The organism is Skermanella aerolata KACC 11604, from assembly GCF_000936425.1.
Taxonomy (GTDB): Bacteria; Pseudomonadota; Alphaproteobacteria; order Azospirillales; family Azospirillaceae; genus Skermanella; species Skermanella aerolata.
In genome coordinates this window covers 209,260-224,732 of the sequence record NZ_AVFK01000003.1, presented here as the reverse complement: position 1 = coordinate 224,732, position 15,473 = coordinate 209,260, and the positions used below count along the sequence as shown (strand labels likewise).

Here is a 15,473-nt window from a genome sequence, read left to right as displayed (position 1 = left end):
CTCCCCTGAATCCTTGTTATCTGCCGACCCGGCGGCTGACGATGCTTTCGATCAGCAGGGCGGCGATGATGATCGAGCCGATCGCCGAGCCCTGCCAGAAGGGCGACACGCCGATCAGGTTCAGGCCGTTCCGGATCATGACCATGATCAGCACGCCGATCAGCGTGCCGATGATCGAGCCGCGCCCGCCGAACAGGCTGGCCCCGCCGATCACGACGGCGGCGATGGCGTCCAGTTCCAGCGCGTTGCCCATCAGCGGGTCGGCCGAGAGAAGCTGGGCGATCGAGATCGTGACGGCGACCGCCGCGAGCGCCCCGGACACGACATAGGGCAGCACGGAGTAGAAGAAGACCGGCAGGCCCGCCGCGCGCGCCGCTTCCTTGTTGGAGCCGACCGCGTAGATCGTCCGGCCGCCCTTGGTGTAGGTCAGGTAGCCCCAGGCCGCGAGGTAGAGGACGCAGAGCAGCAGGACGTTGGCCGGCAAGCCCAGGATGTCGGTATAGACGAGGTCCGACATGCCCGACGGGATGTTGGAAATGGCGGTCTGGCCGGACAGGATGTAGGCGAGGCTGCGCCCGATCGCCATCATGCCCAGCGTCACCACGAAGGGCGCCAGACTGAAATACGCGATCAGCAGGCCGGAGATCAGCCCGATCCCCGCCCCCGACGCCACGGCGAGCGTGATCGCGACCGGCAGCGGATAGTTCTGCACCGCCAGCCCCAGGATGATGCCGGTCAGCCCGGCGATGGAGCCGACCGACAGGTCGATGCCGCCGGTCAGGATCACGAAGGTCATGCCGACGGCGACGATCCCGACTACCACCGACTGGTCGAGGATGTTGAAGATGTTGGATCGCGTCAGGAAATAGGGTGACAGCAGCGACAGGACGCAGGCCAGGACGATAGCCAGCACGAGCATGCGAATTTCAAGCCGTCCGGTCAGCTTGCGGAAGGCGCCGGCGGTGCGTTCTCCGGCGGTCTGGGTCATCAGCGTCATGGTCTCCGGTCCAGTGGGCAGGTCACAGTGAGGCAGCGAGCGCTTCGACGCGCCCACGGATGGTTTCGGGTGACGGTGTGCGTGCGTTTGCGGGCAGTGTCAGGCCGACCCAGCCCATGTCGTGGCCGCGCGCGGTGCGGAGCGGCAGCAGCATGGTGGAGCGCTGGCCGTCCGCCTCGGGGACGAAGATCGGTTCGCGACTCTTCAGGGCGGTTGGAATCCGGGTCTCGGCGAAGGGTTTGGCGTCGCCGGTGGCGAACCCCGGATCGGCGGAGGCGGCATTGCCCACGAGGTTCAGGCAGATCATCCGGTCTTGATCGAGCAGCGCCCAGAACCCTGCCCCGCCGGTCTCGGTGCTGAGGTTCCTCAGCATTTCCGTATTGCGCGCCATCGAGGTGCGAGGCGCCGCGAGCAGCGTCAGTTTTTCCTCGTCCAGCAGGTCCGCCGACAAGTCGGCGATGCTGGCGCCGTCGCTGATGACGACGATGCGGTCGGACAGTCCGATCAGTTCCTCGAAGTCGGAGGACACCACAACGACCGCGACGCCTTTGGCTGCAACATCGCGCAGCAACTGGTAGATCGACTGGCGCGTCCCGATATCGACGCCCTTGGTCGGCTCGTCCAGGATCAGCACCTTGGGATTGAGCAGCAGCCAACGGGCGATGATGATCTTCTGCTGCATCCCGCCGGAGAAGTTCAGCATGTTGGCGTCGAGCAGCCGGTCTGCCGGCAGGCCCAGGCTTGCCAGCAGGCGGTCGATGTCCTTCTCCCGGCTGCGGTAGCCGAGGCCGAAGCCGCGATGCGCGCCGAGATGGGCCAGCAGCAGGTTCTCCTTGACCGACAGGTCGGGCACGATGTTCTGGCTGCGCCGGTCCTCCGCGACGAAGCCGATGCCGGCCCGCACCGCCTGCGCCGGCTTCCTCGGGTTGACGATCTTGCCGCCGACCGTGATGGTGCCGGCGCTGCGCGGGCGGAGGCCGAAGATCGCTTCCACCGTTTCCGAACGCCCGGCGCCGACCAGACCGCCGAGGCCGAGGATTTCGCCTTCATGGACCGCGAAGGACACGTCGCGCACCAGGGGCGGCGATTTCAGGCCGGTTACTTCCAGGGCGACCGGGGCGGCTAGTTTACCCGCCGTCGTCGGCGCGCGGTTATAGATGCCGCCGAGGTCGCGGCCGACCATGTGGCGGATCAGTTCCGCCTGAGTCAGCGATCCGGTCGGATGGGAGGCCAGCACCGTGCGGCCTTCCCGCATGATCGTGACGCGGTCGGTGATCTCGAACACTTCCTCCAGCCGGTGGGAGACGAAGATCAGGCCGGTCCCACCGCTTCGGAGACGGGTCATGATGTCGAACAGGCGGTCGACCTCGATCGGGCTGAGCGATGCGGTCGGCTCGTCGAAGATGATCAGTTCGGCCCCGACGCCGAGCGCCTTGGCGATCTCGACAAGCTGGCGCTGGGCGGCGGAGAGATGCCGGACCTTGATGTCGAGCGGCAGGACGTCTTCCTGGCCGAGGGTGGCCAGCAGTTCGGCGCCCCTGCGGTTGAGGCCGGCATAGGAGATGCCGGCACCCTTGCGGCCGAGTTCCGGCAGGAAGATGTTCTCGGCCACCGACAGGTCGGGGACGAGGCTGGTTTCCTGCATCACGATGGCGATGCCGTGGTCGAGCGCGTCGCGGGTCGAGCGCAGCCGGAGCGGCTGGCCGCGATAGACCAACTGGCCCTCGTCCGGGATGACGTGGCCGGTGATCACCTTGGACAGCGTCGATTTGCCGGCGCCGTTGGCGCCGAGCAGGCCGTGGACCTCCCCCGGCAACAATTCTAAATGCGCGCCGGCCAGCGCCCGCGTGCGGTCGAAGGTCTTGGCGATGCCGGTGGCGGTCAGCAGCGGATCGCGGATGGTCATGGAATTCCGTCTCCAGAGAGGACGCCCCGGATTGGGGTGGCCGGGGCGTCGGTCGGCGAAGTGCTACTTCACCTCGTTGGCGAAGACGGTCTCTCTCACCGTGGGAAGCACCTTGTCGATGTTCTCGCTGGTGACGGTCAGGATCGGGACGGAGATTTCCTTTTCGACGCTTTGGCCGGCGATGTGGCTCATCATCGCTTCGCCCGACTTCTGGCCCATCAGGTAGGGCTGCTGCATGCCGGAGGCGACGATCTGGCCGGACTTCAGCAGATCGACGAATTCCGGAATGCCGTCGAACGCCGCGACCAGGATCTGGCCATCGCGCCGGGCCGCCTTGATCGCGCGGAGTGCTCCGATCGCCGGTTGGTCGGTCTGGATGAACAACCCGCGCATGTCGGGGTTGGCGGTCAGCATGTCCTGGGTGAACTTGAACGTCTCGTCGGCGGTGTAGGACTGCATCTGCTGCAAGCCCGCTTCCTTGGTCTTGACGCCGCCTTCGACCAGTCCGTCGCGGAAGCCCTGGGTGCGGGCCTGACCGTTCTTCCGCGCCTGGGAGATCGTGATCAGCCCGACCGAACCGCTTTCCCAGCCCTTCTTCTTCAACGCCTGGGCGAGCGCGACGCCGACGCCCTTGGCGCCTTCGTAGTTGTTGGAGATGATGAAGGAGACGTAGTCGCCGCTGTTTGTGCCGATATCGGCGACCACCACCGGGATGTTGGCCCGTTTCGCCAGTTCCAGCACGCTGGGAGCGGTGGACGAGTCGGTCGGCGAGATGACGATGCCGGCGACGCCTTTGGCGATGGAGTCCTGGGCGTTCTGAAGCTGGGTCTGCGGGTTGTTGCGGGAATCCAGCGCCAGGAACTCGTAGCCCTTGGCTTTAGCCGCCGATTCCACGCCCTTGGACAGGTAGCGCCAGAACGGCAGGTCGAGACCGGGCGTCAGGTAGACGATCGTCTTGGATGCCGCCCGTGCCGGATACGCCAGCGGTGCAACGCCGGTCACAAGCGCGGCGCCCGCCGCAAGCTGTATGAAGCTGCGTCTTTTCATTGCTTTCCTCCCCGAGGTTATTCTTGTTTGACACTTGTTAGTTGCGGTAGCGGTGCGCGCTTTGCCGGGACTTTTTCTTGCTTTTTGTGTTGGTCCTCATTGCTGAAGTTATCAGCATACCAGTTTATGGTCACAACTTTGGGGGAGGCTGTCAAGCCACCCTTCGGCGAAGTGTGAGGCGGGATGTTGACTCCCCGATCAGGGCCGCAGGAGTCATGAATTGTCATCATTTCCGGTTGCTCCGCCGCATGGCTGGCCGGTGCCGCCGCATAGGCGCTGACTTAGGCTCCCTACGCCCTTTTCGTTATACCAAGACTTGATCTTGGTATCTCCTTTCAGGAACTGAGCGGTTGACACCCAGACTTGAGGTTGATTTCCTCGCGTCAGCTTTCGCCGGGAGATGCCAAGATCAAGTCTTGGCATGACGGAAAGGTGGAAGGGAAGGCCAGCATGACGCGCTGGGACGTTTCAAGTCAGCGCCTATCAGCACCGCCGGGCCAAAGCTCCGGCGGGAGCAGGGTGTCGCCGTCGTCGAAATAGGCTAGCGCGTCGCTGAGGTCGTGAATTTGGCTGGAGAGTTCGGGATGACGGGTGAGCAGATGCTCGTAGCAGAAGAGTTTGCGGCGAACCGCGGCGCGGGTGGCTTCGTTGGCGGTGGCGCGAGCCTGGGCGGATGCCTGAGCCGGTGAGGCAGGTTCCGGTTCGGGAGCGGGCATGGGTTCGACCAGTCGCGGGTGCTCGGGCGGCATCGGCGGATCGAAGACCGTTTCCGGAGTGAAATCCACGTCGGCTGCCTCGGCTTCCGTGTCGTCCTCCTGGCACTGGCGCATTTCCTCCAGTGCTGCGGCGATGCCGCTGGAGCGCTTTGCCGTGGTAGGGACGATTCCGCGCAGGCGGGCGATCATGTCGATGGCGCGGAGTGCCGCAAAATCGTTCTTCCGCGCCATGGCGTCGATCATCACGCGCTTGAGGCCGCCGACGAGTTCGTCAAGCTCGCCCTGGCGCTGGTCCTCCTTGGCGTGGGTCAGGTCGGCGACGCGGGCTGCAACGTGCGGTTCCTTCATCAGCCGCGACCCCGTCTGACGCGCGCTGTCCCAGGCATAGCCCGCCAGCCGGGCCGCATCGGTCAGGGTGGTGCCGGATGCTACGTGCCGGGCGAAGGCTTCCTGGCGGTGCGAGAGAGTTGGGGGCGGGCATGACGAGAGCGTTTCGGCTGAGGCTTCAGCAGATTGGGACATGGCGGGCGCTTTCCGGGAAATTAATAAAGGATATTTATCCTAGATTCGAAAGGAAGTCAATCCTGATGTCGCCGCTCGTCAAGTTGGGTTGTGGTCCTCGGTACCATTCAGCCGTGGGTCACAAGGTCACCGAACTGCCTGCCTCACGCGTAGGCTCCGCTTTGCAGCTTCGCCAGCGTCGCGGACACGAAAGCCCGCCCTTCCACAGTGTCGATAAGCTCGATGGGACGCATGCCGCCCAAAGCAGGGACGGGATCATTGAGCTAGCAGGACATCCGGCAGGCGCCAGGTCTTGTCGAAAAGCGGTTTCTGCGGCCCGTAGAAGCGCATCATCACCTCCCAACCGCGGCCGGCCTGGGTGGGAATCCAGTTCGATTCCTTGCCGGAGGGTGGATTGGGGCCAAAGAATAGATCGACCGATCCATCGCCGTTCACTTGAAGTCCGGGCGTCGTCGAGCCACGGGAGGGCCACTTCTGATTCCGGATCAAGGCGTGGGTGGTGCGATCATAGACTGTAGCCGACCAATAGAGCTGAGCCGGCACATCCGCCGGCACCGTCAGCCGATAGGTTTGGCCGCCGTCGAACGGCTGGCCCGTCCTGTCATGGAGCGCCACCATATAGAACTGGCCTGTTCCCAGGTGCTTGACGCTGGAGAACGCCATGGAGAAGAAGATGCCTCGGGTATCCGTGGGATACACGCCGGACTTGGCGAAGTTGTTCGACAAGCCCTCCGTCAACTCATGGGCAAGTGGGAGCGCCCACTGTCCATCTGGGTAATAGGGTGAGAACAGCGCCTCATAGCCGCGATCCAGCAGGGCATGGGCCTCGGCGGCGGCCTGATTCAGAAGCTCTCGCGTCTCGTCGCCGGGCTGGAACGGCTTGCCCTGTTCGATGCCGACCGACCTGAGCGGGTCGATCATGACCCTGTCCCGCTCCAGCCACGGCTCCCTTTGAACGAAACGGCCAAGGGACTCGAAGAAACGGATGTCGTAGGGGATCGTGCTGTCGAACTCGACGCTGATCGCATCGACGAAAGCTGTCGGTGGAGGATTAGCTGCGCTGGACAGCGGATAGAGCTTGATCTGCTTACTGTAGGCCACCGCCTTGGCGATGTCGGCGGCGGAGCCGCTGCTGACGTTGGAGCGCAGCAGCGCGCCGGCCATGTTGGTACCGGACTGGAGCACGATGTAACCGTCGGGCACCCTGCCGCCATAGCCTGGGGGAAGTATAAGGTACTTGCCGCCGTTGCCCTTGTCGGCACCAGCGGGACCGACATCCTCCAGGGCCACTTGCCAGGCATCGAAAATGGTCCCGGTGATCGAGCCTCCGTCGGCGATTGGAACCTCCACCACCACCGGGCCGACATCCTTCATGTCGATGAAGGGCATGAGGTAGATCGTGGTGGGATTCGGGGTGAGCGTCTGGTTTTTCCAATCGAGGAAGTTCGACCAGTAGACGATCTGGTTCTCCTTTGCGCCTGCCTTCAGAGCGGCCTGGAGCATCAAGTCGTAGTTGACCGCGGGCATACCCCAGATCACGGCCTCGACCGCCCGGCGGTGGATCTGGCGCTTATCAAGATCCTCGCCGGACGAGACCTGTGCATGCGCGGGTGCCGCCAAGACGATGAAGGCGAGGGTGGCGAGAACACATCTCCTCATGCTTTCCTCCGGTTTCCGCGATCTCGGTCAGAATGGGTTCAGGTAGTTCAGGATCGCCGTCTGCCGCAGCAAGACCTGACGGATGACGTGGGCCGCTCGTATATGATCGGTGAAAATCGCAGCGGCCCCGGCGCTGCCGGCCGGCAGGCGGCGTGCCGCTTCGTGATCGTCGAGGCGGACCCGAACGACGAAGGGCGTCGCCTGGATCTCGGACGGCGCAGCAGCGAGGCCGCCCGGCTGGATCTGCCCGGTCGCGAGCGCCTGCAATACGGCCTCGACGCGCCCGGTGAAGATCTCACCCGGCAAGGGCTTGAACGTCAATTCCACAGGTTGGCCAGCCTCGACATAGCGCGCATAGATCTGTGGGACTTCCATGCCGAGGATAGTCTCCGACGTGTCGATAAAGGCCATTACCGGGGTCTGGGCGGTGACGCGAGCCCCTTTGCGCAGGGCCAGATTGGTCACATAGCCATCGGCCGGCGCCCGCACGCTGGTCCGGTCGAGGTTCCATTTGGCGCCGTCGAGCCGGGCCCGCAGTTGCTCGACCTCGGATTCCCGCTGCTGCACGTCGAAGGACCGCCCGGTGTCCCGGTTCCTGAGTTCCGCAAACTGGGACAGGCGCAACTCGGCGAAACGCAACTGCGCCTCGATGGTATCGACTTCCGCCTTGTAGGTGGTTGGGTCGATGCGGAACAGCACATCCCCTTCCTTCAAAGGGGTATTCGCTGCGACCGGCACATCGGTCACCTCCCCGGACACGGAGGGAATGACCTGCACCGCGTTGCGGATCACCGCCACCGGTCCCGAGGGCGCACCCCAGCCCATGGGGATGAACAGGCCGACGAGGAGAGCGAACAGCACGAGGACCGGCGACAGCTTCCAGAACGTGTTGAGGGGAATGAACCGGAGCCAGACGAACAGGGCCAGCAGTGCGATATAGGAATTGAGCAGAACAACGATCATTGCGGCGGCTCCCGCCGGGCCGGCACATCGACGTAGGCCCAGATCAATACCAGAGGCCAGAATACGAACCCGAAAACCAGGGTGGCCCAACTCCCGACCGTCACCGCCTCCGCCCAGGGATGGCCGCGCCTGCGGGCGATGCGACCCGGCATCATTCCGAGCGCCGCGACGACGGCTACGATTGTCACGACGAGAACGATCAGGACAATCCAGGCGAAAATGTCGATGAAGGGCATGATGACCGTGTCAATCCTGTGCCGGGAACCGAAGCTTGATCATGGAAGCCGCCCTTGGGCGGGCATGCCGGCGCGATCAGCGCGTTTCGCCACCAGCGAAGCGGCCGGCAGGATGACAGCGTCCGCCGGCAACCCTGATCCACATGGGGTGTCTCCTGGGTTCAGGGCGTGACGATGGCAAACCAGAACGGGGGCTTCTCGAACAAACCGGCGAATTCCGACACCGCTTCCCGGCGGCCGTCGATCCTGATGTCGCCGGACGTGAGTGCTTGCTCGACCGACATCTGACCCGATTGCAGCCGATCCAACGTCGCCTTGGTAAGCGTCAGCCTGGCGTCCGTCGTGGCCGGTTTTCTGGAGTAGTTGAGCACGCAGTTCTCGACAAACAGCGCATACGACTCCCCGAGGTCGCTGAAAGCCATCGTCAGCGACAGCTTCTTGCCTGCCGCCTTGTCGGCATTGAGCTGCACCGCAAGATAATCGAACGTCATCTCCGGCGGCATCGCCCTGACCGTGTCCGGCCCCGCCGTTTCGATCTCGCCTGCGTTTGGAACACCGCGCCGCAGCTCAAGCGCGCCTTGCAGATAAATCGAGCGCCACGGACCGGATTCGGCCTGGTAGCCCATCTGCTCGTAAGTGTCCGCGAGCAGTTCCTTGGCGACTTTGTTCTCCGGATCGGCGAAGACGACATGCTTTAAAGCCTCCGCGACCCAGCGGTACTCACCCTTGCCAAAGTCCGCTTTTGCCTTTTGCAGAATCGCTCCAGCTCCACCCATGTATTCGACGTATTTCCGCGCGGCATCTTCAGGCGGCAACTGGTCGAGCGTCGAAGGATTGGCATCGTAGAAGCCCATGTAGCGCTGGTAGACCGCGCGCGCGTTGTGCTTCAAGGAGCCATAGTAGCCACGATTGTACCAGGCCTTGTCCAGCTCCGGCGGCAGCTTGATCGTGTTGGCGATCTCGACGCCGGTGTAGCCCTTGTTCATCAGGTTCACCGACTGGTCATGGATGTATTTGTACAGGTCGCGCTGGTTCTTCCAGTATTCGATAATCCTGGCGTTGCCCCATATCGGCCAGTGGTGTGCCTGGAACTTGACGTCCGTCGCGTCACCGTAGAGGTCGATCGTCTCGTTGATGAACTTCGACCATGCCAAGGCATCGCGCACCTGCGCGCCGCGGAGCGTGAGGATGTTATGCATCGTGCTGGTCGTGTTTTCCGCCATCCACATGGCGCGGAACTGCGGGAGATAAGTGTTCATCTCCGCGGGCGCCTCGGTGCCCGGCGTCACTTGGAACACCATGCGCACGCCGTCGATGACGACTTCCTCGCCAGTCTGCTTGATCTCCCTCGTCGGGAGAATCAGGCCGCCGGTGCCGTGGCTCACCGTCTGGCCGAGTCCGGCCGTGACACCCCCCTGCGCGTTGCGTGGCAGGAGTGGTCCGTACATGTAAATGCCACGCCGGCCCATGGCGTTGCCGGCGATCACGAACTCGCTGATCGCGTGTTCGGTGAAGTGCTCCGGGGCGAGGATCTGTACTTTACCCGCGTGAACGTCTGCCTCGTCAACGAGCGCACGCACACCGCCGTAGTGGTCGCCGTGGCTGTGGCTGTAGACGACCGCCAGCACGGGCCGTTGACCAAGATGCTGATTGACAAGGTCATAGGCTGCCCTGGTGCTCTCGAAGTCACTGCCGGCATCAAGGATGATCCAGCCGGCATCGCCCTGGACGAAGGTAATGTTGGCGAGGTTGTAGGCCCGCACCTGGAAGATGCGGTCATGTACGCGAAAAAGCCCGTATTGCATGTTGAGCTGCGCATTGCGCCACAGGCTCGGATTGACGGTGTCCGGCGGCGGTTTGTCGAGGTCGATGAACTGTTTGTACGCTTCGAGGTCCCAGACGACCTGGCCATTGGCACCGCGGATCGTCAGCGTGTCCGGCCTTGCGATCAAATCACGCGTGGCGTTCTCGAAATCCTCGCGATCCTTGAAGTTCAGGTACTCCTGCACGGCACGGTTGGCCGCCTTGGTTGCCTCGGTCGCGGGCTTGGGCGATGCACCGCCCGACGTGACGGCTCCCGCATCAGCCGGGGTGGCGGTCTGTGCCTGGGCGAGTTGCATCGTCAACGGCACGACGGCCGCGGACGCAAACAAACCAATGGTATCCCTGCGGCTGAACTTCATGACGGCCTCCCGAGAAGAGGTTCAAAGTGTGAACCGTCCGTTTTGCCCTGAACTTATTGCTTGGCTCTTTGCAGGAAGTCCTGCACAACGTTGGTCATGTCGATGGACGACCCGCGCTGCACAGGCGGATACTCGTCAAGTGTCCTGAGATGCTCGCCAATGATGCCGTTACCTTGGCTGGAGATGCCGTTGCCCGCCGGCCGCTATTCCGTGACGGCAACGGCAATGGCCTCGGTATGACGGACCCGCACCTGGTCACCTCGCCTGACGGCTTCCAGGTTCGTGACATCCGGTCCGACTTTGACCTTGCGGACTTGGCCTGTCGGTCCGCGAAGGGTGACCAGGCGGTTGTCGTAGTCGATGCCTGCGACCGTTGCAGTGATCTCCCGGATACGCAGGCTGCTGGCTCCCGGCTTCTCGCCTAGGGGGGCTCGCTGGACGGTGCTCGTATCCTGAACATCGGGCGCTCTTCCCGCAGCCGGCTGCACGTCAATGGCCACTGCCTCGTAGTACTGGGCCGTCACCACGTCGCCGACCTCGATCTGGTCGAATTTGCGAACGCGATCGTCCAGGATATACCCCATCGTCGTACCATCCTCGCCGCGTAGGATGACCTCACGCTCGGGGCGGTTGATCGCGATGACTGTAGCCTGGGTTTGAACGGTGTCGGTGGCTGCAACAGCAGGCTTGGCCATGTTCTCCGTCTGTGAACAGGCCGATGCCAGCAGCGCGGAGATACCGACGAGACAGGCCGTGTGACTCCTGAATTTCATGGAAGCTACTCCCTGCAATGCCGCACAGTCGCTGCGAAGTATCATAGGCCAAAAGATTGGCAGAAATCCGGAAAATGAGATTAGAATGAGCTTTTTATATTTTTACATCAATGGATTTATTTTGACACTTTCCGTTATCAGTCTAGTCTTTAAGGTAGTATATCATATTGACATGGATTTTTTCTCTCACAGTTAATGCGCAGCTACTTTCCAAGAACCATCTTTTACTTGACATAAAGGAATAGTGTATACGACCTTCTTGTCGCCTAGTATGCCAACCACTCTGGTGTCGCGGCACGGCAGGCTTTTCATATTGTAGGTGCGAATGACCGTAATGTCGCCGTGATGGCCGGTTTGGGGATTTGACCATGAACGAGTCTCCCCGTCCGGAGCGCTGCGCAGCATGTCTGTGCTGACTTGCATAATGATCTTCGTATCGTCGCCTTGATAATGAGCCTCACCCAGGCGGTCGCCAAACAATAACTGCGCTTCGGCAGCCTGGATCGAAAAGACGAACCCTACAATGGAAACAAGAGTGCAGATGATCTTCACGGCATCTTCTCCGGGCAAACCTGAAACTTCCTCCGCGAACCGTCACATTGACGCTGGACACGAGTAGTTCGCAACGCGGTTTGTTCGACCATGTCCAAGTATTGTTCATATATGATCATATATCCCTATGTTTGAGAAAGGAAATTTCAGGTAGCACATCAACTGAAGTTGATAACTATATATTTATAGTTATGACCATCGGCAGAGTCTTGGATAATCTTGATAGATCCATGCAGCATAAAGAGCAAAGGATACGGAGTTCAAATCCTGGCTGACAACGCTTCATGAATTAGCGAAAAAAGTACTTTTAATATTTTTTATCATAGTGAAGGAAGTTGAAAGAACGAGATGAACACGCAGAATCTTACCTCTGCGTGTAGATGTTCGTGGACAACCCGTCAGCGCGGGCACCATTATGCCTGTGCGCTCAAATCGATAACGCCGCCCAGATGTTCGCTGAGATTGGTGGCAATCATGGAAGGGTCGGCGATTGGCAAGGTGCCAAGGCGCTTCGCGCCGGGCACATCGATGACGGTAACTTTGCCCGTTCGTACCACGGACGCAGCCGGAAGTCCTGCTGTCGCTAGGTCGCTCACGGCTACGTCGGAGGGCCAGCGGCGATTGTCAGCGCGAGTGATCATCAGCACCCAGACGAGTCCGTAATGTGCCTGGATGTCATCCTCTGCCACGACGAGCGCTGGACGCCACTGGCGTACCAGACGGTCGACGTAGGGGAAAGGGACCTTGACGATATCCCACGGTTCAAAGGTCGGCATAGGCCCGTCGATCCGCCTCGAAGCTCCATTCGGTGAAGGTATGGAACGGGTCATCGGCCGGTTCGGCGGTTGCACGCGTCAGGACTATGTGTCCCTCTTCGCTGCTGTAGGCAATCTTATCCCCCTCGCGCAAACCGAGAGCAGTGCACACCGCTTGCGGAACGGTGGTCTGCGCCTTCTTGGTGAGTTTGCTCGTAATCATTGAGCTTCCGACAGTCAGGAATTCCTTGGCGGTTAAGGATGATCCTTATATCTGTCAAGGCGGCTCCGACAATACCGTCAGATTACCGCCACCGTGCGCCGTTCCGCCGCACTCCGGATCGCCGCTTCCAGCACGAGCATGACGTTGCGGGCTTCGGTGCCCGTCACCGGCGGCGGGGTGCCGTTGCGGATGCTGGCGGCGATCGCGGCGTAGTAGGCTTCGTAGCGGCCGGGTAGTGTTTCGAGGGGCATTTCGGTGCCGTCGGCGCGAGTCAGGGTGCCGTGCTGGGTGGTGCGGCCCCAGCTGGGCGATCCGAAGCGCTGGCCAGCTTTCAGGGCGGTTTCCTGCTGGTCTAGGCCGTGTTTGGAGTAGCTGCCGGCGTCGCCGTGCAGGATGATGTGCGGGCCGGGACGGCAGACCAGGGTGGCGGCGTGCAGGATGGCGCGCAGGCGGCCGTAGTCGAGGATCAGGTGGAAGTAGTCGTCCATGACGGCTTGCGGACGCTGGGTGATGATGTCGGCGGTGATCGTCCTGGGCAGGCCGAACAGGACGAGGGCCTGGTCGATCAGGTGGGAGCCCAGGTCGTAGAGCAGGCCGGAGGCTGCGAGAGGCTGCTCGCGCCAGCCTTGTTTGATCGCAGGGCGGAAGCGGTCGAAATGGACTTCGTAATGGGCCAGGGTGCCGACAAGTCCCTGGTCGATGCAGTGGCGGGCGGTGAGGAAGCCGTCGTCCCAGCGGCGGTTGTGGAAGACGCTGAGCAGGCGGCTTTTGTCCTCGGCCAATGCTATTAGGGCGTCGGCTTCTCCCAGGGTGGGGGCGAAGGGTTTGTCGATGACGACGTGCTTGCCGGCGTGGAGTGCCGCCTTGGCGAAGGGGACGTGGGTGGTGTTGGGGGAGGCGACGATCACAAGGTCGATTTCGGGGTCGGCGAACAGGTCTTCGGCAGTCTCCACCACGCCGACGCCGGGCAGGTCGACTGCCACCTGCTCCCTGCGGCTGGTGACCACCTTGGCGAGCCGCATCTGCGGCTCGGCCATGACCAGCGGCGCGTGGAAGATGGAGCCGGCGAGCCCGTAGCCGATCAATCCGACGGTTATCCGGTCCATTCCACGCCCCTCCATGGCTTGGTTATTCAGCGGCTCTGGCGGCAGGCGATCCCAGAGCATCGGCGAGTTCGGCGGCGTCGAACCCGACGATCAGGTGGAAGACATCGGCGGCCAGCGGCATGACGGCCACGACGCCGGCTTGGCGAAGGGCTGCCGCATCGAGCCGCTGGCCGTCTTTGAGTTCCACCCGCCAGCGGGTGGTGGCGAGGGCTTCCAGCGTCTTGATGTTGCCGGCGCCGCCCAGTGCCTGCCGGATGCTCTCGGCGCGCTTCGCATCACCGGCAGGGCGCGTCGGGGTGTCCACCGGGATTGCGGGAGAGGGAGTGGCGGCAGCGGTGGCGGCGGGGGTTTCGAGGTCGGCATCCGCTCCGGTGCTGCGCAGGTATTCCTGCATGCCGGTCTTCATGTTCTCCGACAGCGGGCCGAAGATGGCCTGGACTCCGCCGCCGACCACCATGACTCCGGCGGCGCCCATCGACTTCAGCCGGGCCTGATCGACCTTGCTCGGGTCCTTGACCGCGATGCGCAGGCGGGTGATGCAGGCGTCCAGGCTGGTGATGTTGTTGCGTCCGCCGAACGCCACGACGAGGTCGCGCGAGCGTCCGCCTTCGCCGGCGGAACTGGCGGCGCGGGCGTCTTCGGTCTCGATCTCGCGGCCGGGAGTCTTCAGGTTGAACATGCGGATCGAGGTGCGGAACACGACGTAGTAGATCACGGCGTAGACCGGTCCCAGGATCAGCACCAGCCACCACTTCTGGGCGTTGCCGCCGAAGACGTTGAAGACGACGAAGTCGATGCCGCCCTGCGAGAAGGTGAAGCCCATATGGGCTCCCAGCGAGTTCATGACGAACTGCGTGGAGGCCGCCAGGACGGCGTGGAAGAAGTAGAGGACCGGGGCCACGAACAGGAAGGCGAACTCGATCGGTTCGGTGATGCCGGTCAGGAAGGAGGTCAGCGCCGCCGAGATCAGGATGCCGCCTGCCTTGGCCTTGTTCTCGGGCCGCGCCTCGTGCCACATCGCGATGGCGGCGGCGGGGAGGCCGAACATCTTGAACAGGAAGGCGCCGGCCAGAATGCCGGCGGTCGGATCGCCCGCGAAGAAGCGGTTGATGTCGCCGTGGACGACCTGCCCGTTGGGTCCGGTGAAGGTGCCGATCTCGAAGAAGAACGGGACGTTCCATATGTGGTGCAGGCCGAACGGGATCAGCAGGCGCTCGACGAAGCCGTAGACGGTGGCGGCGGTGCGCGGATCGCTGACGGCGGCCCAGTGGGAGAACACGTCGATGCCGTGCTGCACGGGCGGCCAGACGACGGACAGCAGCGCTCCGAGCACGATGGCCGACAGGGCCGTCACGATCGGGACGAACCGCTTGCCGGCGAAGAAGCCCAGATAGGTCGGCAGCGTTATCTTATAGTATTTATTGAACATGTAAGCGGCTAAGCCACCTGCGAGGATGCCGCCGAAGACGCCGGTTTCCATCGCCGGGATGCCCATGATGACCTTGGGCTCGACGCCCCAGACCCCCGCCATGACGCCCATGGTGGCGAGCATGACCATGTAGCCGATGGCAGCTGCTATGGCGGAGACGCCGTCGTTCTCGGTGAAGCCCAGCGCCACGCCGATCGCGAAGATCAGGGGCAGGTTGGCGAAGATCACGTCGCCGGAGTTCTTCATCAGGAGCGACAGGATTTCCGGCATCCAGCCGAAATCTGCGGCGCCGATACCCAGCAGCAGGCCTGCTACCGGCAACACGGCGACCGGTAGCATCAGGGACTTGCCGATCTTCTGAAGGAAGGCGAATGGACTCTGGGCCATTGATTTCCCCAATTTTTCT

15 protein-coding genes are annotated in these 15,473 nt (G+C 62.7%); all 15 read right to left on the bottom strand.

Annotation, left to right across the window (positions count from 1 at the left end):
• Positions 1–16: 16 nt before the first annotated feature.
• The 15 genes from N826_RS06260 to ptsG all read right to left on the bottom strand — a co-directional run bounded on the left by N826_RS06260 (position 17) and on the right by ptsG (position 15,454).
• A complete protein-coding gene (locus tag N826_RS06260) occupies positions 17–997 on the bottom strand; it encodes an ABC transporter permease (protein WP_052830873.1) in 981 nt (326 codons plus the stop codon).
• 22 nt (positions 998–1,019) lie between these two features.
• The gene (locus N826_RS06255) at positions 1,020–2,903 is read right to left on the bottom strand and encodes a sugar ABC transporter ATP-binding protein (RefSeq protein ID WP_044426724.1); all 1,884 of its coding nucleotides are present in this window, start codon (positions 2,901–2,903) and stop codon (positions 1,020–1,022) included.
• A 63-nt stretch (positions 2,904–2,966) separates the two neighbouring features.
• Complete coding sequence (locus N826_RS06250; RefSeq protein WP_052830872.1) at positions 2,967–3,950, bottom strand: substrate-binding domain-containing protein; 984 nt, start codon at positions 3,948–3,950, stop codon at positions 2,967–2,969.
• 473 nt (positions 3,951–4,423) lie between these two features.
• Positions 4,424–5,188: a terminase small subunit gene (locus N826_RS06245; protein ID WP_044426722.1), complete on the bottom strand. Its 765-nt coding sequence runs from the start codon at positions 5,186–5,188 to the stop codon at positions 4,424–4,426.
• A 143-nt stretch (positions 5,189–5,331) separates the two neighbouring features.
• Positions 5,332–5,421, bottom strand: coding sequence for a DUF2384 domain-containing protein (locus N826_RS45915; RefSeq protein ID WP_084720547.1), 90 nt, complete (start codon positions 5,419–5,421; stop codon positions 5,332–5,334).
• A gap of 22 nt (positions 5,422–5,443) precedes the next feature.
• Positions 5,444–6,847 carry a DUF1254 domain-containing protein gene (locus N826_RS06240; RefSeq protein WP_044426720.1) on the bottom strand — a complete coding sequence of 468 codons (1,404 nt, stop codon included), beginning with the start codon at positions 6,845–6,847 and terminating at the stop codon, positions 5,444–5,446.
• A gap of 27 nt (positions 6,848–6,874) precedes the next feature.
• Positions 6,875–7,810, bottom strand: coding sequence for an HlyD family secretion protein (locus tag N826_RS06235; RefSeq protein WP_044426719.1), 936 nt, complete (start codon positions 7,808–7,810; stop codon positions 6,875–6,877).
• On the bottom strand, positions 7,807–8,046 hold the full coding sequence (locus N826_RS06230; protein WP_044426717.1) for a DUF3302 domain-containing protein: 240 nt from the start codon (positions 8,044–8,046) through the stop codon (positions 7,807–7,809). Before N826_RS06230 ends, N826_RS06235 begins: the two co-directional genes overlap by 4 nt.
• Before the next feature lie 161 nt (positions 8,047–8,207).
• Positions 8,208–10,229, bottom strand: a complete 2,022-nt coding sequence (locus N826_RS06225) for an alkyl/aryl-sulfatase (RefSeq protein WP_044426716.1) — start codon at positions 10,227–10,229, stop codon at positions 8,208–8,210.
• A gap of 203 nt (positions 10,230–10,432) precedes the next feature.
• On the bottom strand, positions 10,433–11,002 hold the full coding sequence (locus N826_RS06220; RefSeq protein WP_044426715.1) for a hypothetical protein: 570 nt from the start codon (positions 11,000–11,002) through the stop codon (positions 10,433–10,435).
• 192 nt (positions 11,003–11,194) lie between these two features.
• Entirely contained in the window at positions 11,195–11,554 is a 360-nt protein-coding gene (locus tag N826_RS06215) for an RT0821/Lpp0805 family surface protein (RefSeq protein WP_147040293.1), read from the bottom strand.
• A gap of 413 nt (positions 11,555–11,967) precedes the next feature.
• Complete coding sequence (locus tag N826_RS06210; RefSeq protein ID WP_044426713.1) at positions 11,968–12,330, bottom strand: type II toxin-antitoxin system PemK/MazF family toxin; 363 nt, start codon at positions 12,328–12,330, stop codon at positions 11,968–11,970.
• Entirely contained in the window at positions 12,317–12,532 is a 216-nt protein-coding gene (locus N826_RS06205) for an AbrB/MazE/SpoVT family DNA-binding domain-containing protein (protein WP_044426712.1), read from the bottom strand. Before N826_RS06205 ends, N826_RS06210 begins: the two co-directional genes overlap by 14 nt.
• 77 nt (positions 12,533–12,609) lie before the next feature.
• Positions 12,610–13,638 (bottom strand): oxidoreductase, encoded by a 1,029-nt coding sequence (locus tag N826_RS06200; protein WP_044426710.1) that lies wholly within the window; start codon positions 13,636–13,638, stop codon positions 12,610–12,612.
• 22 nt (positions 13,639–13,660) lie between these two features.
• Positions 13,661–15,454 (bottom strand): PTS glucose transporter subunit IIBC, encoded by a 1,794-nt coding sequence (gene ptsG, locus N826_RS06195; RefSeq protein WP_044426708.1) that lies wholly within the window; start codon positions 15,452–15,454, stop codon positions 13,661–13,663.
• Positions 15,455–15,473: the final 19 nt, after the last annotated feature.

Excerpts from the sequence above, each read along its gene's own strand:
- N826_RS06210 (WP_044426713.1), bottom strand. The coding sequence starts at position 12,330 with ATGCCGACCTTTGAACCGTGGGATATCGTCAAGGTCCCTTTCCCCTAC.
- N826_RS06230 (WP_044426717.1), bottom strand. The coding sequence starts at position 8,046 with ATGCCCTTCATCGACATTTTCGCCTGGATTGTCCTGATCGTTCTCGTC.
- N826_RS06255 (WP_044426724.1), bottom strand. The coding sequence starts at position 2,903 with ATGACCATCCGCGATCCGCTGCTGACCGCCACCGGCATCGCCAAGACC.
- N826_RS06200 (WP_044426710.1), bottom strand. The coding sequence starts at position 13,638 with ATGGACCGGATAACCGTCGGATTGATCGGCTACGGGCTCGCCGGCTCC.
- N826_RS06240 (WP_044426720.1), bottom strand. The coding sequence starts at position 6,847 with ATGAGGAGATGTGTTCTCGCCACCCTCGCCTTCATCGTCTTGGCGGCA.
- N826_RS06250 (WP_052830872.1), bottom strand. The coding sequence starts at position 3,950 with ATGAAAAGACGCAGCTTCATACAGCTTGCGGCGGGCGCCGCGCTTGTG.
- N826_RS06220 (WP_044426715.1), bottom strand. The coding sequence starts at position 11,002 with ATGAAATTCAGGAGTCACACGGCCTGTCTCGTCGGTATCTCCGCGCTG.
- N826_RS45915 (WP_084720547.1), bottom strand. The coding sequence starts at position 5,421 with ATGCGTCCCATCGAGCTTATCGACACTGTGGAAGGGCGGGCTTTCGTG.
- ptsG (WP_044426708.1), bottom strand. The coding sequence starts at position 15,454 with ATGGCCCAGAGTCCATTCGCCTTCCTTCAGAAGATCGGCAAGTCCCTG.
- N826_RS06225 (WP_044426716.1), bottom strand. The coding sequence starts at position 10,229 with ATGAAGTTCAGCCGCAGGGATACCATTGGTTTGTTTGCGTCCGCGGCC.
- N826_RS06235 (WP_044426719.1), bottom strand. The coding sequence starts at position 7,810 with ATGATCGTTGTTCTGCTCAATTCCTATATCGCACTGCTGGCCCTGTTC.
- N826_RS06260 (WP_052830873.1), bottom strand. The coding sequence starts at position 997 with ATGACGCTGATGACCCAGACCGCCGGAGAACGCACCGCCGGCGCCTTC.
- N826_RS06245 (WP_044426722.1), bottom strand. The coding sequence starts at position 5,188 with ATGTCCCAATCTGCTGAAGCCTCAGCCGAAACGCTCTCGTCATGCCCG.
- N826_RS06205 (WP_044426712.1), bottom strand. The coding sequence starts at position 12,532 with ATGATTACGAGCAAACTCACCAAGAAGGCGCAGACCACCGTTCCGCAA.